The following is a 19,585-nucleotide window of genomic DNA, read 5'->3' on the forward strand; positions in this document are numbered from 1 at the left end:
TTGCCGGTTAAAGTCAAGGCGGGAATGCCGTAACGGCGGTTTTGAGCCAGTGTCGCGGGGATCGCATTCCATGTCGGATCTCGATGCCGTCATCATCGGCGCCGGACATAACGGCCTCGTTTGCGCCAGTTATCTCGCCAAGGCCGGTCTCAGGGTCGCGGCGTTGGAGCGGCGCGGCGTGGTCGGCGGCCCGGTCGTCACCGAGGAACTCTGGCCCGGCTACCATATCTCGGTCGCGGCCTTTTGGATGTCCTTGCTGCAGCCGAAGATCATGCTCGATCTCGACCTGCGGAAACACGGCATCGACGTGCTGCAGACGCCGGCCGGATTCCAGCCCTTCGCCTCCGGCGGCAGCCTGGTGTTCTGGTCCGACACGGCGCGAATGCAGGAGGAGATCCGCAAGTTCTCGGCCGCCGACGCCGAGGCCTGGCCGCGCTTCGTGGCGCATATGGAGGGGCTGATGCCCCATCTCCGGCGCCTGCTGTTCGAGGTCCCGGTCGACCCCACCACCGGCCGCCTCGGCGATATGGCGCGCTCGCTCGCCCTGGCCTGGCGGTTCCGCCATGTCGGAAGGCAGTTCTATGACGTCTGGGACCTCCTGACCCTGAGCGCCCACGACTTTCTGCGCCGTTGGTTCGAGAGCGAGACCCTGCTGACGGCGCTGGGCTGCTACGCCTCCGGCAGCGGCGGCAATATCAGCCCGAAGACGCCGGGCTCGGCCTATGTGCTGGCGCGGCCGATGCTGCGCGACCCCGATACGCCCGCCGGACCCGGCGGGCTCGTGAAAGGCGGCATGGGCGCCGTCACCCAGGCGATGCGCCGCGCCGCCGAGGCGGCCGGCGTCGTCATCCGCACCGACGCCGAGGTTGCGCGGGTGATCGTCGAGAACGGCGCCGCCTGCGGGGTCGAGCTCAAGAACGGCGAGCGCGTGCTGGCCAAGGCGGTGATCGCCAATGCCAATGCGCGGACGACGTTCCTGCGCCTGGTCGAGCCGACCCATCTCCCGGCCGGCTTCCTGGCCGCCATTCGGCGTATCCGCACCGAATCTTCCTGCTTCAAGATCAACCTCGCGACCGAGGCCCTGCCGCGCTGGACCGCCTACGATTCGCGCAAGCTTGCGGCGGAGAATCCGGGCTCGATCACCATTGCGGAGAACCTGGACGAGCTGGAGGAGGCATTCGAGTCCGCGCGCCATGGCCGCATGGCGCCGCGGCCCTATCTCTGGATCCTGACTCCCAGCGCGTTCGACCCCACCGTTGCTCCGCCCGGCAAGCATGTCGTCAGCGTGTTCGGCGGTCATGTGCCCTATCGCCTGCAGGGCCGGGACTGGGACGACGCGGCGCGGGAGGAGCTTTATGAGATCGTGATGCGGCAGATCGCGCGCTACGCACCGGGCTTCGGCAACAGCGTGATCCACAAGCAGGTTCTGGTGCCGCAGGACCTGGAGCGGATCTTCGATCTGCCCGGCGGTCATGTGCATCACGGCGAGCTCAGCATCGACCAGATCTTCTTCCGGCGGCCCGTGGCGCATGCCGCCGGCTATCGCTCGCCAATCGCCAATCTCTATATGTGCGGCGCCTCGACCCATCCCGGCGGGGGCGTTACCGGCGTGCCCGGGCACAACGCGGCCAAGGTGATTCTGCAGGATCGGAAGAAGGGCGTGAGGCCGGAGCTGTTCGCCTGGCGCGGCGCCTGAAATCTACTTCTTCTTGTTCTTCTTGAGATAGCCGTTGGCGAGGAGCTCGGCGCAATAGTCGGCGATCTGCTCGGCAGAGAAAGCACCCTGCTCCTTGTACCAGACATAGAGCCAGTTGCACATGCCGAGCAGGCCGCTGACGGCGATGTGGGCCGGCATGCCGCAGAATACGCCGGCCGCGATGCCCGCTTCGTAGACCTCCTCGATCATCGCGTCGTACTGGCGCTTCTTCTTCGCGTTCTCCTTGCGCTGCTGATCGGTCAGCTCGCTTTCCTCGCGGAAATAGATCGCGGTCCAGTCGCGCCGCTCCATGACGTTCAGGGCGTGACGGCGGATGATCTGCGCCATCGCTTCTGCGGGCGGCAGGTTGCGGCTGCGGATCTCGGAGACGCCGGCGAAATAGCTGTCGTAGATCCGCTGGAAAATCTGCCAGAGGATCTCGTTCTTGCTCGTGAAGTAGTAGTAGACGACCGACTTGGTGTAATCGAGGCTGGAGCCGATATCGTCGATGGTGACCGCGCGGTAGCCCCGCTCCGCGAAAAGCCTTGCCGCCGCCGCCAGGATCTCATCCTGGACATAGGCCTGCTTCCTGGCCTTGAGTTCGGCACGGGGCGAGGGTTTCACGCTGGAACTCCTTGATGACGGGGCACGGTCGGCAAACTAATGCCCAATCTCGGACTGGCAAGTCAATAAATTTGACTCGTGCCGAGGAGCCCTTCACGTGTTGTAGGACCCGGCCGTCCAGCGCCGCAGCGCGCGCCAACCGGGGTCCAGCTTGGCGAAGCGGTCGAGCCCCAGGCCGTCGATCGGGACCTGGCTGCGCCCGTCGAGCGCGAGGTCGCAAATCGCCTGGCCGATGCTGGGTGCAAGGCCGAAGCCATGGCCGGAGGCGGTCGCGATGATCATGCCGTCCGGCGCGGCGAGCCGCTCGATGATGCAGGTCTGGTCCGGTGTCACCTCGAGCACCCCGGACCAGCTGCGCAGGACCGGCGTGTTTGCGAGGCTGGGGAAGAGCTCGGCCAGACGCCGGGCAATGTTGCGGATGACCGGGGTTCCGGGCTTTGCCGGCTCGCCGGTGAGATCGACATCGACCCATTCATGCGGTCCGCCGTTGAAATGAATGTTGCCGCGGCGGGTCTGCCGAAGAGAAAGCCCGTGGCCGACCATGGCGACGTCGAACAGTCGCGGCAACGGCACCGTCACCATGGCCTCCAGACGCACCGGAGCCAGCGGCACCGTCACGCCGACCATGGCCGCGATCAGCCCGACCTGCGGTCCGGCGCAATTGATGACGACGGGTGTCGAAATCGAACCGTTCGGTGTCTGCACCGCCCTCACCTTGCCGCCGGCGACCGTGATGCCGAGGGCCGGCGTCTGTTCGCGGATCGCACCGCCGGAATCGCGGAATGCCCAGGCGAAGGCCTGGCTCGCGCGCTGCGGATTTGCGTGACCGCCCCGGGTCGTGTGCAAACCGCCCAGGGTCTGTTCGGACAAGCAGGGCGCGATCGCCCGCGCCCCGGCACCGTCCAGCAACTGCACGGGTATGCCCGCCGCCTGCCATTGCGGGCAGATGTCCCGCAATTCGGCGAGGCGATCCGGCTCCAGGGCGACCCAGAGGCGCCCGCCGGGCAGCCATTCGGTGGGATAGCCGAGCCGTTCGTCCAAGGTCGACCAGAGCGTCTCCGCCGCCGCGGCGAGCGGCGCCTCCAGCGGCTGCTCGCCGCGCAAGCTGAGGAAGCCGGTGGCGCGTCCCGATGCCTCCCAGGCGACGCGACCCTTGTCCAGCACGATCACCTTGGCGCCCCGCTGTGCCAGCCAATAGCCGGCGGAGAGGCCCATGATGCCGGCGCCGATGACGACGGCGTCAGCCTTCTCCACGGCCGCTCTCCATCGCCTTCGCGCTGGCATAGCCCGGCGCCCCCTCATCCACCGGATGCAGCCAGATCGGCCAGGTTCGCCGCATCTCGTCGGTCTCCTCGCCGGCCCAAAGCACGCTGAGCGGCAACGCCCGCACGGGCGCACGGTAGGATCCTGGAACCAGCGCGGCCGGCGGCGTGCCCGCCGCCTCCGCCAGCAGCAGCAGCACCTGGTCGCGGCAGCGCTTGCCCTGGCAGTGGCCCATACCCGCGCGGGTCATGCGCTTCAGTATGTCCTGGCTGTTGCGGCTCGCGGGCGGCAATGCGCCGACGCCACCGCAGCTTTTCAGGTTGCCGGCGTTGAGATATTTCGGCGGGCTGACCTCGAGCAGCTCGCGCCGGGTCACGTCCTCGCATTGGCACACCACGACATCCATGCCACCGGCCTTGACCAGGGAGCGGAGCCAGTGACCGGCCGCCGCGAGGACAGAGTCGCCGCCGGCGACAGCGAGCGCCTCACCCTCCGCAGCCACGTTCCGGCCCTCGGCCGCTGCGACGGCGCGGGCCGCGCGGCGTCCCTGCTCGGCGGCGATTCCCGGGTCGAGATGCATCGGTTCCGCGACGCCGGCGCCATCGCCGGCCACGTAGACATTGGCGATCGAACTGCGGAACGAGGCGTCAAGCACCGGAGCCCAGCCGCCGCGGGCCGCGTCGAACGCGATGCGGCAGCCCGTGAGAGACGCGAGCTCGACATTCGGCACCGCGCCGAACGCCATGCAGACCGTGTCGCAAGCGATCTCCTGCGCCGAGTCCCGCACCGGGTTCGTCGCGGCATCGACGGCCACCAGGCGCACCGCGCACACCTCCTGCTCGCCGAGTGCCCGCTCGATGGTGTGCCCGGTGTGGAACGAGACACCCGCCTGCGCCAACTCGGCGGCCAAGGCGGCATCGCCGCGGATCGCCGGCGCCGCTTCCACGAGCGCGGCCACCGTCACGCCCTTCTCCAGGGCAAGTTTCGCGGTGCGCAAGGCGATGTTGCCGGAGCCGAGGATCACCATGCGGCTCCCCGACAGGGCCTGGTAACGGTCGAGCAGCGCCGCGGCTCCGTTGGCACCGAGCACGCCGGGCAACTGCCAGCCGGGAAAGGAGAGGACGAGATCGCGCGACCCCGGCGCCAGGATCAGGTGATCATATTCGATCAGCCAGGAGCGCTCGCCGTCGGCGAGGCCAAGCTGCGGCGCGGCCAGGTGCGTGCTGTTCGCCCCCGGCCGATAGCTGCCCCAGATGCAGGTCCCGGTCAGGATTTCGACGCCAGCCTCGAGGCATTCCAGCAACGGTTCGTTGGCGCCGAGCACACGCTCGCCGATGGTGGCGGCATCGTCCAGCACCGCGGCGAGCCGCGCGCCATAGAAGTAGGGCGCATCGAGACTCATCGCCTGGAGACCCTGCGGATGCTCATCGATCAGCGTGACCTTCAGTCCAAGCTGCGCCGCCTCCAGCGCGGCGGCACAGCCGGCAACGCCGGCGCCCACCACAATCAGCTGTTCCTTGGCCATCTCCACCTAACCCTGCGTCGCACGCAGCTCCCGGACCCGCGCAGTAAAGGCTGGAACGATCTCCTTGGCATCGCCGACCACGCCGAACCGCGCGACGCGGAAGATGCTCGCCTCTTGATCCTTGTTGATGGCCACGATCGCCCTGGCGCCCGTCAAGCCCGCCAGATGATGCACGGCGCCGGAAATGCCGATCGCGAGATAGAGATCGGGGCTGACCTTCTGGCCGCTGAAACCGATCTGCTGCGAATGCGGTACCCAGCCGAGTTCCACCACGGCGCGCGTGGCGCCAACGGCGGCGCCGAGCGCGGTTGCCGTCGCCTCGACCAGATGCCAGTTTTCCTTGGCACCAAGCCCGAGTCCTCCGGAGACGATGATCTTGGCCGATTTCAGACGCGGTCCGGCCGCGGCCGATTCCGGCTTTTCCTCGATCAGGGCGACGCGCGACACGAGATCCGGGACCGCGACCGGCATGATCGGGACGCAGGCCGCCGTCGTAGGCACGGGAGCAAAGGCACCCGGGGCGAGGGTCGCAAAGCGCAGCGGTCCATCGACCTCGTATTCCGCCTGGACCGCGCCGCCGCATACCGGCCGGGTCGCGATCAGGGTACCGCCCTTGAAGGCGAGCCCGGTGCAGCCGGTCGCCAGCGGAACGCCAAGGCGTCCGGCAAGCAGCGGCACCCATTCGGCCGTCTCCGCCGTTTGCGGGAACAACACCAGATCCGGCGCCGCGCGCCCGATGATCGCCGCCGCCGCCGCCGCATGTCGCTCCGCGATATAGGGGGTGAGTTGCGGGTGATCCGAGACAAACAGTCCCGAAAGGGCGGCTCTGGCGAACAAGCCCGCCGCCGCGGCAAGATCGTGTCCGATCAGCGCGCCCTGGACGGGTGTCTGTCCAACCGCCTGTGCCGCCGCGACGGCTTCCAGCGTTGCGCCGGCGAGTTCCCCATCGGAGAGCGAGCCGAAAACCAGGATCCCCGCCATCAGATCATTCCTTCCTGGCGCAGGCGGTCGGCCAGGGCGACCCCGGCAGCCGCGGCCGACGGGGCGGCAATCAGCTCGGCGCGGCTCTCCGGCATCGGCGAGACGGAAAGGCGCCGCAGGATGAGCGCCGGCATGGGTGGCTCGATACCGAGATCGGCCGCCGACCAGGTCGGAATTTCGGCCTTCTTCGCCAGCATCACGCCCTTCAAGGGTGCAGGCCGTGGCTTGTTGATCTCGTTGGAGACCCCGAGCACCGCCGGCAGCATGACTTTGAGACGCTGCGTCGTCCCGTCGCCGATCCGCTCGACCGTCGCACCGCCGGCCGCGTCGATTGTGAATCCCTTTACGGGCGTGATGACCGGAAGATCGAGCAGCGCCGCGAGGCGTTGCGGCACCTGACCGGCATCGGTGTCGGACGCCTGGCGGCCGGCGAGGATCAGATCCACCGGCGCGAGCTTGCGGATGGCGGCGGCAAGCAGCGCCGCCGTCGCCGCGCTGTCCGCGGCAAGGCCAGTGGGCCCGGCGATCAGAACCGCGCGGTCGCCACCCATCGCAAAGGCGCGGCGTAGCGCGGCCTTGACGGACTCGTCGCCGATGCTGAGCAGGGTGATGCTGCCGCCGTGCTTCTCCTTGAGCATGACGGCAGCTTCGACGGCATTGGCATCGTAGCCGTTCATGACCGGGCTCATGCCGGCGAGCGGATCCAGCGATCGCCCGTCGTCGGATATCCGCAGCTGCACCGCGGGCGTGTTCGGGTCGAGGACCTGCTTCAGGGCAACGACAATATGCATGGTCCGGATTCCGCCGTGAGGGTCAGTTCCCGGTCCAGCCGGCGGCCTTGAGATCGGCGACGAGCTCGCGGCGCGGCCGCGCGTACTCCACCGTCTCGTCCGGCACGGTCCGGATGCGCACCTTGCTTTGCAGCTCCTCGGAGATATGGGCGATCACCCCGGGCATGCTGGACATCAGGGCGATGCCGGTCATCTCCGCAGGGGTGAAACCCATCTGCGCCAGGATCGCTGCCATCATGCCGACTTCGTTGATCACGATCTCCGGCTTGCCGGTCTTGGCCGTGAAGGCTCTGTGCAGCGCCTCATACCAGTCGCACAATGGCCCCCAGCAGCCCTCCGCCTGGGCGATGCTCTTCAGCTTCTGCGCCCGCGGATCCGTGAAGCGGAAATTGGGATGGCCGAACCCCGGGACCCGCCGGCCGGCGGCGCGAAGCCGGTCGATCTCCGCCGCCGCCGCGGTGTCGTCGGCGCCACTCGCCTGCCCGGCGGCGGCAAAGCTCTCCGCAATGAACCGCCCGGCATCGTCCGGCGCCAGGGTGTATTCCCCGACCGAGAGAATGGCGGTGGCGAGGCCCGCCGTCATCGAAGGATTGGCCGAAACACAGTAGCGGGCGGCCACGGTCCCGGGCTTCTTCAACGCATAGTCCAGGACCGAGCACAGGATCGCGTCCATCATCCGGGCCTCGCCCGGCTTCGGCAGCCTGCCACGGATCAGCAAATAGGCGGCGGCGGAGAAGGAAAGCCGTCCGATCAGGTCGCCGAGGCTATAGCCCCGGATGAAAACGTCCGCGGCCTCCACGTCGCTGACCGCCGTGCTCCAGGACCGCTTGCCTTGTCCGTCCATGTTTTCCTCGATATCCGGCGCCAGCCGTCCGGGCGGCGCTTACTCTTGCCTGGCATTTTCCCTAGCATAGTTAGACCAGTCGGTATACAAAAAAGACCTATCAGTATAAGAGACCCTGCCACGATTGAGCCAGGGAGGAGAGAGACGCGATGATGCGGACCCCCGTCACCGAGATGTTCGGCATCGAGTTGCCGGTCTTCGCCTTTTCGCATTGCCGGGACGTGGTTGTGGAAGCCTCGCGGGCGGGCGGAATGGGGGTGCTGGGGGCCGCCTGGATGACGCCGGACGAGCTGGAAGTCGCCCTCAAATGGATCGACGAGAAGATCGGCGGCAGGCCCTATGGCGTCGACCTGGTGTTCCCGGGCACCTTCGCCGCCGACGCCGATGAGGACGATCCCCAGCGGCTGGTCCCGCAAGGGCATCGGGACTTCATCGGCAAGGTGATCGACCGCGCGCAGATCCCTCCGCTCCCCGCCGAAGACGCCGCGCAATTCAACCGCGAAAACGCCGCCAAGATGCGCATGACGCCGCTGGAGAGCGAGCGAGCGCTGGAGATCGCGCTGCGGCATCCGGTGAAGTTCGTGGTCGGCGCGATGGGCGTGCCGCCGAAGCATGTCATCGATCGCGTCCATGCCCGCGGCATCAAGGTCGGCGGCCTGATCGGCGCGGTGAAGCACGCGGTGAGGCAGCGCGATGCGGGCGTCGATGTGCTGATCGCCCAAGGCAGCGAGGCAGGCGGCCATGTCGGTCGGATTTCCTCCATGGTGCTCTGGCCCCAGGTGGTCGACGCGGTGGCGCCGCTGCCGGTGCTGGCGGCCGGCGGCATCGGCCGAGGCCGACAGTTCGCCGCCGCCATGGCACTGGGTGTCGCCGGCGTCTGGTGCGGATCGATCTGGCTTGGCACCCGCGAAAGCGAGCTCAACCCGGAAATGAAGCAGCGCATGTTCGGTGCGGCGTCGGAGGATGCCGTGGTCAGCGAGGCCCTGACCGGCAAACCCTGCCGCATCCTGAAGAGCGCCTATACCGAGGCCTGGGACCAGCCCGGCGCGCCGAAACCGCTGACCTTCCCGCTTCAGTCGATCCTGGTGGGCGAGCCGCTGCGCCGCGCCGAACGGGCGCATCGTCTCGACTACTGGACCTATGCCGTGGGCCAGATCGTCGGCGACATGAAGTCCGAGACCTCGGTCCGGCAGATCTTCGCCGATCTTCTGACAGAGTATGTCGCCGCCGTCGATCACGTGACAGAGCTGACCGCCGAAGCAGAGTAGGCCGCGCGAGGACAGTCGGCATACCATTCCCACAAGCCCATGCTGCTGCTGGAGCATCAAGGAAAGGGACTCCTTCGCCGGCATGGAATTGCCACGCCTCACGGCATGCCGGTGGCGAACGCAGCGGCGCTCGACCAGGCGCTCCGCACCCTGCCGCCGCACCTCGTGCTGAAGGCACAGATCTTCGGCGGCGGCCGCGGCAAGGGTGGCGGCATCGCCTTCGCGGCGACCGCGGACGAGGCGAGCGCGGCCTATGCCGCTCTACGGAATCGGGCAATCAACGGCCTGCCGGTGGAATCCGTGCTGATCGAGGAACGGATCGACCACCTTCGGGAGCGCTATGCCGGGCTCGTGATCGACTCCGGCGAGATCCGGCTCCTGTTCGGGCGCGCGGGCGGCGTCGAGATCGAGGAGATCACGGCGCGAGATCCTGGAAATCTCGCCGGTTTCGCGGTGGATCCGATCGACGGCCCGGCTTCCGGCTCGTTCGCCGACTGCTTCGACCGGCTCGGCTTCGCGTTGGAATATCGCGGGGAATACGAGGCGATCGGCCGTGCGCTCTTCGCGCTGGCACGAAGCTGCGACGCCACCACGGTGGAGATCAATCCCCTGGTCGAGCTGCCGCAGGGTCGATTGCTCGCGCTCGACGCCCGCGTCTTCATTGACGACGACGCGCTCGGCCGTCAGGCGGAACTGGCCGCGCTGCGGCCGCACCAGGCCGCAATGTCGTCAGCTCGAAGCGACGTGGCCGGCCTGCGCTTCAAGGATAATCCGGCCGGAGGCACGATCGGGCTGATCGGCCTCGGCGGCGGCCTCAACGTGACGCTGATGGACTGGATCGCCGAGAGCGGCGAGCAGGTTGCGCGCCTGGTGGATATCGATCCGGCGATCGGCGCCGGCCGCGCCGCCGAGGGGTTTGCGGCCGCGCTCGCCGCTTTCGACGAGGACAGTGCCATCCACGCGGTGCTGCTCAACATCATTACCTGCGGCTATCGCCTGGATGAGATCACCGCAGCCCTGCTGCCGGCGCTCGCGGCGCGGAACGGCAAGGCCAAGCCCGTCATCCTGCATCTTCGCGGCAATGCGGGGGCGCGGACGCCGGCGATGCTGGCGCACGCGGGGTGCCTCAACAGCGCCTCGATCGCAGCCGCGGTCGCCGACGTCATCGCCGCCGCGCGGGCATAGACATGGCGATCCTGGCCGGCCGGCACTCAAAAGTCCTCGTCTGCGGCATCGCCAATCCGCTGGCGCGATTCCAATGCGAGGAGATGCTGCGCCACGGCACGCAGGTCAGCGGTGTCGTCGGCTTGGAGAGCGACGTCGCCGGCTGGGTCTCTCCGCCTCTCCCCATCTTCATCGATCCCGCCGTGGCGGCAGAAGCCTCGGGCGCCGATCTCGCGATGGTCTTCACGCCGCCTCTGGAAGTGAAGGCCGTGGTGAGCGCATTGATCGCGGCGCGCACGCCCGTCGTGGTCTGCCTTACCGAGCATGTGCCGGTTCACGACGCCGTCGTTCTCCGCCACTTGGCGAAACGCGCGGGGACCCTCCTGATCGGCCCGAATTCCAGCGGCCTCCTGTCGCCCGGCCGCGCCAAAGCGGGATTTTTCGTCGAGGATATCTGCCAACCGGGCCCCGTCGGCCTGGTGGCCAAAAGCGGCTCGCTGGCCTATGCGGTGATGTCCGAGCTGAAGAGCGCCGGGCTCGGCATCAGCACCGTGGTCTCGATCGGCGGCGATGCCGTGAAGGGCGCCGATTTCCGCGACATCCTGGCTCTCTTCGCCGCCGACCCGGAGACGCGGGCGATCGTGATGCTGGGCGAGATCGGCGGAAACGACGAGGAAAACGCGGCGGGCTGGCTGCATGAACACCCGATCGCAAAGCCGGTTGTCGGCTTCATCGCCGGCCGCTCGGTGCCGCCCGGTCAAGCCATGGGCCATGCCGGCGCGATTGCCCAACGCGGCCGCGGTGACTATGCCGCCAAATGCAGCGCTTTGGCGACGGCTGGGGTCGTTCTGGCACGCAACATCGGTGCTGTTCCTCGGCTGGTGGCCATGAATTTGGCTGTCGGCTGAATGCCAGGAGCTCGAGAAGGTCGCTCGAGGCTGCCGACGCAAAGCGTTCGCGCCTTTCGCGGAGGGTGGTGTGTGCGGGATCAGCCCCGATCCACCGCCTGATGGAGCTCGCGATAGGCGCGGACGAGCTGGTCCAGGCTGAAGGCGCGATTTCGGCCGCTGGGATTGGGCAGCACCCAGGTCGCGGCACCGCCGAAGGCTGCCGCTTGTGAACCCCAGTCGATCTGCCGCTGGCCGGAGAGCGCGGAATAGGCGGCTTTGCCGAGAAAGGCGACGAACCGCGGCGCGTAGCGCCGGATCTTCCGTTCGAATTGCGCGGCGGCGGCGGCGAAGTCTCGCGTGGATAGCTCGTCCGCCCGCGCGGTCGCTCGCGCCACCACCGCCGTCAGGCCGCAGCGGTAGGTGAGGATCGTGCGATCGTTCTCGGGCGAGATTTCCTGCGGTGTGAAACCGGCAAGGTGGATCACCCGCCAGAAGCGATTGCTTCTCCGGACAAAATGATGCCCGGCGACGGCCGCCGAGAGCGCGGGATTGATCCCGCAGAAGATCACGGCAAGGTCCTTCGCGAGGATGTCTTCGAGCGAGCCGGCCATCTTTTGTCCCACAACCTCGTCGGAGCCAAACCGACCGCGTGCCGATCGCCTCACCCGCGGGCACGGACCGCATCGTGCCGGCGATCGCCAAGAATGCAACCGGCCGCGATCGGCCCCGTCAGCGCCGGCGGCGGAGACGGTTGATGACCCGTGCCAGCGCCGGCAGCCGGCGGACCAGCCGGCGCAAGGGGGCCGTCAGGCGATAGGAAAGGCTGTTCTCGAGCGCGTGGATGCGCGTCTCGAGGGCGAGCAGCTCCACCGGCCGGGGCGACGGGGCGGCGGTAATCCGGATCTTCTCCAGCGGAGGGCGGTCACGGGTCTCCCAGTTCTCGAAAGCCTCGTTGTAGAAATCGATCAATTCGGCGCGCACATACTCTTCCCGCGCGATCAGCCCGACGCTGCGATGGGCCCGGCGCAGGATCTCCTCGGCCTGGTCGGGCGGCAACGACGCGGCCATATGAACGGCTTCGGCCAAGGCCGGCGCATCGTGGCCTCCGGCCAGGATGCCCCCGTAGCGGTGGCGCAGAATCTCTCCGATCCCGCCGACGTCGGTCGTCACCACCATCAGGCCCGCGGCCATGGCCTGCAGCACGGTCTGCGGCATCGACTCGTCGGTCGATGCCATCAGCAGGATCTGGCAGCGCCCCTGGTAGAAGTGCTCCGGCTTGTCGATGAAGCCGTGGATCGTCACCCGATCCTGGAGCCCCAGCGAAAGGATCGCCTTGCGGCAGGCATCGGGATAGTCCGGCACGATCCGGTCGTAGCCGATGATGTCCAACGTCACATCCAGTCCCTGCCGTGCCAGGAGCCCGACGGCGCGGATCGCCTCGAGCTGATTCTTGCGAGGTTGGAGCGTGCCCGACATCAGCAGATGCAGACCGGAGCCCGGCTCGCGGCGGCGCGACAGGTTGGCTGGGAACGCATCGAAATAGGCCGGTTCGACCGGGCAGACGATCCGCCGGACGGGCTTGTGCATCGCTTGCGCCCAGTCGCGCGCATAGCGGAGCGAGGAACAGTGGATCGCGTCGGCGATATTCCAGGCCGCGCCCTCCTCCATGGGCATGAACTGATGCAGGCTCACCGCCACCGGCACCTTGAGCGCCCCGCCGGCGAAGATCGCGGTCGGATTCCAGACCGCGGCATGAAGCAGGCCCACATCATGAGCCTCGATCTGGCGGGCCATGGTCTCGCCATCCTGCCGGTCCTTGTCGTCGGGCGTTCGATGCTCATCGCCGCCCATCGGGCCGTCGGTATAGCCAATCCTCCAGCGGCTGGAGATCAGGGGCGCGTCGCCGCTGACACCGGCCCAGCGTTCCGCGAAGATCCTCCCATCCTCCTCGTTCGAGGCGCCGATCACGCCGACCAGCCTGAACCCCAGCGACCTCGCCATCTGCGCATGGCGCAGCAAATGCAGCGTCGCGCCGCCGAGAGAGGTTTCATGGAAGACATAAGCGATGGCGCGCCGGCCCAGCCGGCGATGCAGGTCCGCCGCGTCGAAGCAGGCGGCAAAATCGACGAGCTGTCGCTCGGTCGCGTAGCGTTTCTGCGCGAAGGCCCGCGCCCGCTCGAGCATGGCGGCACGCCCGTCCCGCCCGAGCGCCTGTGCCCGCCCGAGCGCCGACCGCCATCCTTCGATCGTGTTGGGCGTCTTGAGACAGATATCGTCCGGCAGGCCCTGATAAGGAGGCGCGTCGGTGAAGATGCAGATGGCGCCGCTGGCGACGGCTTCGAGAAGTTTCACCGGGCTCTTGCTGCGCGACGCCAGAAGCTGATCGTCCAGCGGGACCAGCATGATGTCGAACGAGGCCTGCAACAACCGCGATCGATAAAGATCATAGGAATGGGTAAAGGGCTGCCAGGAGACCGGGCAGGGCAGGGATCCGAACGCGGCGGGATCCAGGCCCCAGAAATGAAACTCGATGGCGTCGGGTGCCGCCTCGGCGAAAGCGGCCAGCGCCGGCCATAGCGCCTGCAGGATCTCGCGGCGGACCGGCCCGCTCAGCACCGCCACGCTGAGCCGGTTTCCCCGGCTGTAGGGGCGCTCGCTCAGGAAGCGCAAGGGAATGTTGGTATCGAGCCTCAGCACGTGGGGATTGAGGGCGGCCATGTCGGCGTTGATCTGGTCGCTGTAGCCGATACAGGCGTGAGCTTCGCGAATCTGCGTCTCGATCGCGGCCCGGGCCGGCGTTCCCGGCGCCAGGAACCGATGCTCCGGACCCACCTCGTCGAACCGGAGCATGTTGTCGTCCATCAGATAGACGCAGGATCGATCCGCCTTCAGCGCGTTCAGCACCCTGGTGGTGCCGTCGGTGACCGTTCGGTACATGATCAGCGTGTCGGCACCGCTCCAGGCAACCGAACCGATCTCACGCTCGGGGACGAAGAAATTCGAATAGGGGCTGTCGTCGAGACGCGTGAAGTTCCGGATCGTGACATCGATGCTGGTGGAGAAATCCGGCTTCACGACCGCCAGGGCCTTGCGCTTGCGACGCGAGACCATCGCCGGCAGCAGCGCCTCGGTGCGGGCATAGTCGTGCTGCGTGACGAGGAACGGAATGATCGACCGGCGCCGGATCTGGTCGACCTCCCGCTCCGAGAAGACCTGGCGCAGCATTGCCGTTCCGGCGACCTCATAGCGCCGGATGGCGGCCGGCTTGAGCGCTTCTTCGCGCGGGATCTCCAGATACTTGCGGTAGATCGTGTGGTCGTGCGGGATCGAGGTGCCGAGCGAGTTCGGCTGGAAAGCGCGCACCTTCGCGACGACCGCGTCGAGGAAGATGAAATCCGCAACGGCGCCGAACCGGAGCCAGAGATCGTAGTCGCTGTAGCGCCGGCAGACGACATGCGGATCGTACATGCCGGCGATCTCGAACAACTCGATCGGGTGCAGGACGCTGTTGTTGGCGATGTAGTTGCCGCCGACGAGCCGGCCATAGTTGAAGGAGGCGCCGAGCCTGCGCGTGGTCTCGGGCTGCCCCGGCGGCGCGGCCTCGAGATCGGCAATGCCGTAGACGACGGACGGCTTCTCGCGCCCCTCGATCGCCTCGACCCTGATCTTCAGGCTTTCCGGCGTCCAGAGATCGTCGTCGAACTGATACCCGATCAGCCGCCCCCGGGCGGCCATCGCCGCCTGATTCACGCGCAACGCGGGCAAGCCGCTGTTCCTGCGGTACCGATGCACCGTCACGCGTGGATCGGCGCGTCGATACTCGTTCAGGATGTCGGCGGTGCCGTCGCGCGACCCGTCGTCGACGACGATGAGCTCGAAATCGCCATAGCTCTGCGACAGCACGCTGTCGATGGCGCTCCCGAGCATGCGCTCGGCACGAGCGTAGGTCGGAAGAACGATCGAGACGGTGGGGGCGTTGGGAGCATCGGCCCGGCGGTCGACGACGAGATCCTGGAAAAAATCCTCAAATCGCATTCTTGGTGCCCAACCGGGACGTTCGATATCGGTCGACAGTAGTCGACCCGACGCAAGGGGCGCAACGGCCGAGGGCCTCGCGGGCGCGGTTTCGATACCGACCCGTCGACAACCCGTCGTTGCGTTCGTTGACAGGAATCGTCCCGCGCTGGCACTATGGGCTATTCGACGAACTCCTCCCGGTCCGCTCTCTCCGAGCGCTCATCGCTCATTGAATCAATCCTCCGGACTTTTTCGCTTCCGCGGAATCCAGTGCTTGCGAGCGATCGCGGCGACCCTGGTGCTCGCTCAGCATGCCGTTTATTTCGCGGGGCTGACCGAAGGCGAAGACATGATGGCGTTTCGCTATCTCTATGTCGGAGCCATCGGGGTCTTCTTGTTCTTCATGATCTCGGGCTTCGTCATGGCCCTGCAGACCGGCCAGCCGGCCCGGCGTTTCGCGCTGCACCGTCTCCTGCGGATCTATCCCGGCTACCTGCTGGCGTCGTTCGTCAATCTGCTGCTTCTGGCGCTCTTCTTGCCGGGCGCCCTGCAGGATCCTCGCTTCGAGATTTCTCTCCTGCTGCTGCCCAGCGGCAGCTTGAGCCCGATGCTCCAGGTTCCTTATTGGTCGCTGATCTACGAGATCGTCTTCTATTTTCTGCTGTTTCTTGCAATAGCGCTGAAGCTCCGACCCGCGATCCAGACGGCCTTCATGCTGGTCTGGGCCCTCTTGATTCTGATGGCGCCGGCCTTGAGCGTTCGCAGCGACTTCTGGGCCTCGGCCGGTGCCGGGACCATCCTGTTCTCCCCCTTCAATCTCTATTTCATCGGCGGGTTCCTTCTGTGCGGCGCCCTGCAGCACGGACGGCGTTTTGCCCTCGCCTTGTGGCTGGCGATGATCCTTGTGGAATCCCTGTGGCGGGGCGCCGTGATGAACGAGTTCCACATCAGGCTCATTCTCTGTGGCGGCGCCGGTCTCGCCCTTGCCAGCCTGCTGCCCTGGATTCCATGGCCGCGCCTTCTGGCCCGGATCGGCGACTGGTCCTACGGTCTCTATCTGGTGCATCTGCCGATCATCGTCGCCCTCTATCAGCTTCTGAAGGACGATGGCCCGGGGTTCTGGCCGGCGTTCGCCATCTTCTTTGGCGCCGGCCTCGCCGGCGGGAGCGCCTTCGGCGGTCTTGAATATTGGCTTTATCGCCGCTCCCTGCGTCCGCTGGCCGATCGGCTTTCCGGCAAGTCCGTTTCTTCCGGAGCCCGCGATCGGGGGACCGGCCCGGTCTCGACGGTCGTCCCGGCGGTGACAGCCTCTCCCCGTTCCTGATCGTTGCGGCGCGCCCGCCCGGCTCCGGGAACGCGGCGCCCTTTGGACTTGATCACGGAGATGCCGACAGGACGGCGATCAGAGTTGCGGCCGCCACTCTTGGGCGGCGGCCTCGGCACCATCGATCTCTTCGGGCGACAGCGTCGGCGCGACCGCATCGATCGCCTGCAAGGCATCCTCGTTGCCGCCATTGGCCGCCAGGCGGAACCACGTATAGGCCGCCTTCATATCCACCGGTACGCCTTCGCCGCGCGCATAGACCAGCCCGAGATTGTATTGGGCGATCGCCAGGCCCTTGTTCGCGGCGGCCGTGAACCAGTTCAGGGCGGCTTTCGGATCGCCCTTCATGCCATCGCCGCTCCAGGCCATGGCGCCCAGATTGTTCATCGCCTGCGCGTTGCCATGCTCTGCCGCCCGGCGGTACCAATCCGATGCGGTGGAGAGGCTCCGGGTCACGCCCCGCCCCTGCGCATAGAGATCGCCCAGCGCCAGCTCCGCGTCAGGGTAGCCCTGGACCGCCGCCTTCTCGAACCATTGCCGGGCCGAGGAATAATCGACCGGCAGGCCGGCGCCCTCCCGATAGATCGATCCGAGCTTGTACTGGGCGGCCGGGTCGCCGGCCTCGGCCAAAGGCTTCAGCAAGGCCAGGGCGCTTGCCCAGTCGCCTTTGGCCATCGCGGCGGCGGCTTCGTCGAGCTCGGCTCCCGCCGCTCGTGCCGTCGAGGCGGCGGCAAGGAGGAGCATTGTCAACAGGAACGCCACCCGCGCCGCACGCCACCGCATCGCCTATACCGAACCCCCCGTTTCCGGTCCGGCAGGCGGGGCTTGCGTTCCGACATCGAGCCAGCAGCAGGTTCTCAATCGTTTGCCCATTCCGTCTCGGCCAAGCAAATCGAGATTATCGAAACTTCGGCGAGTCGCGAAGAAGGCCGGACGGGTGCCTGAAATCCGGCCCGACTGCATCGAGGCGCGAACGGGCCCGCGGCCCCGATTGGTCAGCGGCCCAGCAAAGCCCGCCCGGCGTGACGGGCGAGGTTGACAAGCCGGCGCAGCTTCATGGCCAGCTTGAAGGCCCGAGAATTGAGCTGAATGGCGGCCTGGTCGGCGACATAAAACAGCCTTGCATATTCGCTATGGAGCCGGGCCTGGTGGCTCAGGGCATCCGCCGGGCGGGTCGCCTCGCAGATTGATTGAAGGACCCGCTGGCTCGCTTCCGGATCGAAGCGCTTCACGCAGAATCTCTCGAGCCGGCGGAGCAGCTCGACCCGGCGATCCGGATCCGATGCCCCTTCCAGGACCGTGACAAGGTTCGCCGCGCCCGGGGCGGCTTTCAGCACGCCGTCATCCTCGCCGATCCCGTGAAAGGCCGCCTCGTCGCAAACGACCGGAACCGCGCCCAGATAGAGAGCGGTGAGAAGAAGGCCCGGGGCCTTGTGGTCGATATCGAGGCTCGTGCCTTCGGGATGTACCAGCAGATCGATGCCCAGCGCGCGCCAGCCCTGGATGAAGGCGTCATAGGAACTCGCCCGCGGGAGGGACCGCGAGGCCACGGGAGAAGGCGGCGGCGCCCAGCCGTCGGCTCCCGGATTCGAAGGCGCCGTGGCGACGAGCTCGACATCCCGATGCTGCGACAGGCGAAGCAGCGCGGGATAGAGGCTGTCCTGCAGCGACTTCCGGCGGAACCCGTCGTCGGTCAGGCCGATGCGCAATTTGCCGAGATGCGGTTCGACCGCGACCCGGTGCGCCTTGTCCATCGTCGCGCGGTCGAATGCCGGTCCGAGCAGCCGCAGGTTGGCATGCAGGGCGTTCGCCTTGTAGCGCTCGACGAGCGCGGGCGATATTGCCAGCACGCCTTTGAAGACTTGCAAGGCTTGCTTGACGTCGTCCGGATCGGATGGCGCGCGTTCGGAGGAGCCCCGCGCCGGACGGATCGGATCCTCGTCGGCAAGCTGATAGACGTCGATCCCGAAATTCTTGCAGACGGCCATGGCGTGCCGGCACCTGTCCTCGAAGGGCATGCCGGCGACGATCAGCGCGTCGCAGAACAGGAGATGCCGTGTCTGAGACGCCTGCGGTGCGCGAAGGTCGATGAACCTCAGCTCTCCGCCGAACCGGTCGCGGAGGGCGTCGAAGCAGAGAGAGGTCATCGCATCGAGGCTTCCGGCGACGCCGATGATGGGCCGATTGGATTGGGTCAGCCGCCGCTGGTCGGCATCGTCGGCAATCTGCGCCTTCCTCGCCCAGCTCTTGTCTTTGAAGAACTTCCGGACGTTGATGGTCGCCGCGGCGAGAGCGAAGGAGGTTTTTTCCGGAAGAGCCCAGACGTCGCGGTCCGGGAGTCTCGAAGGCAGAAGCGTCGCGTCGTCCCTCGAGCCATAGAACTCGGACATGACGTCCTGGAAGACGGGATAGGTGCTCCCCAGGCTGTCGGAACGCGCCGAGCCGAATTCCCGCCCGATGAAGGCGGGAATCGGCACGATCGGAAAGCGCCGTTGCACACGCCGCCACAGATCCCAATCGCAGTTCCGCGTCGCCATGATGTGCGGATCGTAGAAGCCGATCGTCTCGACGATCTGCCGCGGCATCAGAACCGAGGCGTTGGCAATGAAATTCTCCTGCCAGAGCTGGGCGTAGGGGGGCAGCTCCTGTCCCAGCACGCGATGGACTCCGCTCCAGCCCACCATCTGGACATAACCATGAACGAGCGAATCGGGGTTGGCGCGGGCTGCCGCGACCAATGCCTCGAAGGCGCCCGGTTCATAGATGAAATCGTCGAAGGCGAAGCCGATGAATTTCCCGCGCGATTTGAGATAGGCTTCGAGCTCCGAAACCGCCGGAAGGCCGATATTCCGCGGATGCGTCAGGCAGCTGATCCGGCCGTCCCTGGCCATCCAGTTCCTGACGATCTCGGCGCTGCCGTCGGTCGACGCATCGTCGACGACGATGAGCTCGAAATCGCGAAAACTCTGCCGACAGATGCTCTCGATCGCCCGCTGCAGAAGGCCGTCGGCGCCGCGCCTGAAGGTCGGCAACAGGATCGAGAGCTCGGGCGAGGCGGTGCCATGACCGCCGCCGGGCGACCAGACGGTATCGGCGATGAGGTCCGCGACCTTGATCGCGACGGTCGGCGGACGGCTCGCCTGGGCGGTGGATTGGGGGGCGTCCAACATGCGACCGATCCGGATCAGCTCAGCCGGG

Annotated in this window: 15 protein-coding genes; 5 read left to right on the forward strand and 10 right to left on the reverse strand. The window is 67.1% G+C overall.

All coding sequences use genetic code 11. The features are described 5' to 3' along the window. Window positions 1-70: 70 nt before the first annotated feature. Window positions 71-1,696: a phytoene desaturase family protein gene (locus tag FRZ61_RS25830; RefSeq protein ID WP_151120516.1), complete on the forward strand. Its 1,626-nt coding sequence runs from the start codon at window positions 71-73 to the stop codon at window positions 1,694-1,696. 3 nt (window positions 1,697-1,699) lie between these two features. Here the strand turns inward: FRZ61_RS25830 and FRZ61_RS25835 are convergent, their stop codons facing one another. The 6 genes from FRZ61_RS25835 to FRZ61_RS25860 all read right to left on the reverse strand — a co-directional run bounded on the left by FRZ61_RS25835 (window position 1,700) and on the right by FRZ61_RS25860 (window position 7,724). After that, the gene (locus FRZ61_RS25835; protein ID WP_151120517.1) at window positions 1,700-2,320 is read right to left on the reverse strand and encodes a TetR/AcrR family transcriptional regulator; all 621 of its coding nucleotides are present in this window, start codon (window positions 2,318-2,320) and stop codon (window positions 1,700-1,702) included. A gap of 93 nt (window positions 2,321-2,413) precedes the next feature. Then, window positions 2,414-3,574, reverse strand: a complete 1,161-nt coding sequence (locus FRZ61_RS25840; protein WP_151120518.1) for an NAD(P)/FAD-dependent oxidoreductase — start codon at window positions 3,572-3,574, stop codon at window positions 2,414-2,416. Next, entirely contained in the window at window positions 3,561-5,108 is a 1,548-nt protein-coding gene (locus tag FRZ61_RS25845) for an FAD-dependent oxidoreductase (protein ID WP_151120519.1), read from the reverse strand. Before FRZ61_RS25845 ends, FRZ61_RS25840 begins: the two co-directional genes overlap by 14 nt. A 6-nt stretch (window positions 5,109-5,114) precedes the next feature. Then, the gene (locus tag FRZ61_RS25850; protein WP_151120520.1) at window positions 5,115-6,089 is read right to left on the reverse strand and encodes an electron transfer flavoprotein subunit alpha/FixB family protein; all 975 of its coding nucleotides are present in this window, start codon (window positions 6,087-6,089) and stop codon (window positions 5,115-5,117) included. Then, the gene (locus FRZ61_RS25855) at window positions 6,089-6,766 is read right to left on the reverse strand and encodes an electron transfer flavoprotein subunit beta/FixA family protein (protein ID WP_263641748.1); all 678 of its coding nucleotides are present in this window, start codon (window positions 6,764-6,766) and stop codon (window positions 6,089-6,091) included. The genes FRZ61_RS25850 and FRZ61_RS25855 overlap by 1 nt, the downstream gene beginning before the upstream one ends. A 136-nt stretch (window positions 6,767-6,902) precedes the next feature. Beyond that, on the reverse strand, window positions 6,903-7,724 hold the full coding sequence (locus FRZ61_RS25860; protein WP_151120522.1) for a citryl-CoA lyase: 822 nt from the start codon (window positions 7,722-7,724) through the stop codon (window positions 6,903-6,905). Window positions 7,725-7,873: 149 nt separating this feature from the next. Between FRZ61_RS25860 and FRZ61_RS25865 the strand changes: the two genes are divergently transcribed. From FRZ61_RS25865 to FRZ61_RS25875, 3 genes are read left to right on the forward strand one after another with little or no spacing between them, the layout of a single operon-like run. After that, window positions 7,874-8,992 carry an NAD(P)H-dependent flavin oxidoreductase gene (locus FRZ61_RS25865; RefSeq protein WP_151120523.1) on the forward strand — a complete coding sequence of 373 codons (1,119 nt, stop codon included), beginning with the start codon at window positions 7,874-7,876 and terminating at the stop codon, window positions 8,990-8,992. 39 nt (window positions 8,993-9,031) lie between these two features. Next, entirely contained in the window at window positions 9,032-10,177 is a 1,146-nt protein-coding gene (locus FRZ61_RS25870) for an ATP-grasp domain-containing protein (protein ID WP_151120524.1), read from the forward strand. Window positions 10,178-10,179: 2 nt separating this feature from the next. Beyond that, complete coding sequence (locus FRZ61_RS25875) at window positions 10,180-11,064, forward strand: succinate--CoA ligase subunit alpha (RefSeq protein ID WP_151120525.1); 885 nt, start codon at window positions 10,180-10,182, stop codon at window positions 11,062-11,064. A gap of 80 nt (window positions 11,065-11,144) precedes the next feature. Here FRZ61_RS25875 and mug read toward each other — a convergent pair whose 3' ends face one another. Together mug and FRZ61_RS25885 are read right to left on the reverse strand one after the other, a co-directional pair. Further along, on the reverse strand, window positions 11,145-11,657 hold the full coding sequence (gene mug, locus FRZ61_RS25880) for a G/U mismatch-specific DNA glycosylase (RefSeq protein WP_151120526.1): 513 nt from the start codon (window positions 11,655-11,657) through the stop codon (window positions 11,145-11,147). Window positions 11,658-11,775: 118 nt separating this feature from the next. Next, the gene (locus FRZ61_RS25885; RefSeq protein WP_151120527.1) at window positions 11,776-15,081 is read right to left on the reverse strand and encodes a glycosyltransferase; all 3,306 of its coding nucleotides are present in this window, start codon (window positions 15,079-15,081) and stop codon (window positions 11,776-11,778) included. A 256-nt stretch (window positions 15,082-15,337) separates the two neighbouring features. On the opposite strand from FRZ61_RS25885, the gene FRZ61_RS25890 reads away from it, so the two are divergent. Next, a complete protein-coding gene (locus FRZ61_RS25890) occupies window positions 15,338-16,387 on the forward strand; it encodes an acyltransferase family protein (protein WP_191909210.1) in 1,050 nt (349 codons plus the stop codon). 78 nt (window positions 16,388-16,465) lie between these two features. Here FRZ61_RS25890 and FRZ61_RS25895 read toward each other — a convergent pair whose 3' ends face one another. Together FRZ61_RS25895 and FRZ61_RS25900 are read right to left on the reverse strand one after the other, a co-directional pair. Further along, entirely contained in the window at window positions 16,466-17,131 is a 666-nt protein-coding gene (locus FRZ61_RS25895) for a tetratricopeptide repeat protein (RefSeq protein ID WP_225309294.1), read from the reverse strand. Window positions 17,132-17,382: 251 nt separating this feature from the next. Further along, the gene (locus FRZ61_RS25900; RefSeq protein ID WP_151120530.1) at window positions 17,383-19,557 is read right to left on the reverse strand and encodes a glycosyltransferase family 2 protein; all 2,175 of its coding nucleotides are present in this window, start codon (window positions 19,555-19,557) and stop codon (window positions 17,383-17,385) included. Window positions 19,558-19,585 lie beyond the last annotated feature (28 nt).

The sequence above is a fragment of the Hypericibacter adhaerens genome, from assembly GCF_008728835.1.
In the GTDB taxonomy this organism is placed as follows: domain Bacteria; phylum Pseudomonadota; class Alphaproteobacteria; order Dongiales; family Dongiaceae; genus Hypericibacter; species Hypericibacter adhaerens.

Coding starts and splice junctions, on each gene's coding strand:
- FRZ61_RS25900 (WP_151120530.1), bottom strand. CDS start 19,557: ATGTTGGACGCCCCCCAATCCACCGCCCAGGCGAGCCGTCCGCCGACC.
- FRZ61_RS25895 (WP_225309294.1), bottom strand. CDS start 17,131: ATGCTCCTCCTTGCCGCCGCCTCGACGGCACGAGCGGCGGGAGCCGAG.
- mug (WP_151120526.1), bottom strand. CDS start 11,657: ATGGCCGGCTCGCTCGAAGACATCCTCGCGAAGGACCTTGCCGTGATC.
- FRZ61_RS25855 (WP_263641748.1), bottom strand. CDS start 6,766: ATGAACGGCTACGATGCCAATGCCGTCGAAGCTGCCGTCATGCTCAAG.
- FRZ61_RS25885 (WP_151120527.1), bottom strand. CDS start 15,081: ATGCGATTTGAGGATTTTTTCCAGGATCTCGTCGTCGACCGCCGGGCC.
- FRZ61_RS25860 (WP_151120522.1), bottom strand. CDS start 7,724: ATGGACGGACAAGGCAAGCGGTCCTGGAGCACGGCGGTCAGCGACGTG.
- FRZ61_RS25830 (WP_151120516.1), top strand. CDS start 71: ATGTCGGATCTCGATGCCGTCATCATCGGCGCCGGACATAACGGCCTC.
- FRZ61_RS25845 (WP_151120519.1), bottom strand. CDS start 5,108: ATGGCCAAGGAACAGCTGATTGTGGTGGGCGCCGGCGTTGCCGGCTGT.
- FRZ61_RS25850 (WP_151120520.1), bottom strand. CDS start 6,089: ATGGCGGGGATCCTGGTTTTCGGCTCGCTCTCCGATGGGGAACTCGCC.
- FRZ61_RS25875 (WP_151120525.1), top strand. CDS start 10,180: ATGGCGATCCTGGCCGGCCGGCACTCAAAAGTCCTCGTCTGCGGCATC.
- FRZ61_RS25870 (WP_151120524.1), top strand. CDS start 9,032: ATGCTGCTGCTGGAGCATCAAGGAAAGGGACTCCTTCGCCGGCATGGA.
- FRZ61_RS25865 (WP_151120523.1), top strand. CDS start 7,874: ATGATGCGGACCCCCGTCACCGAGATGTTCGGCATCGAGTTGCCGGTC.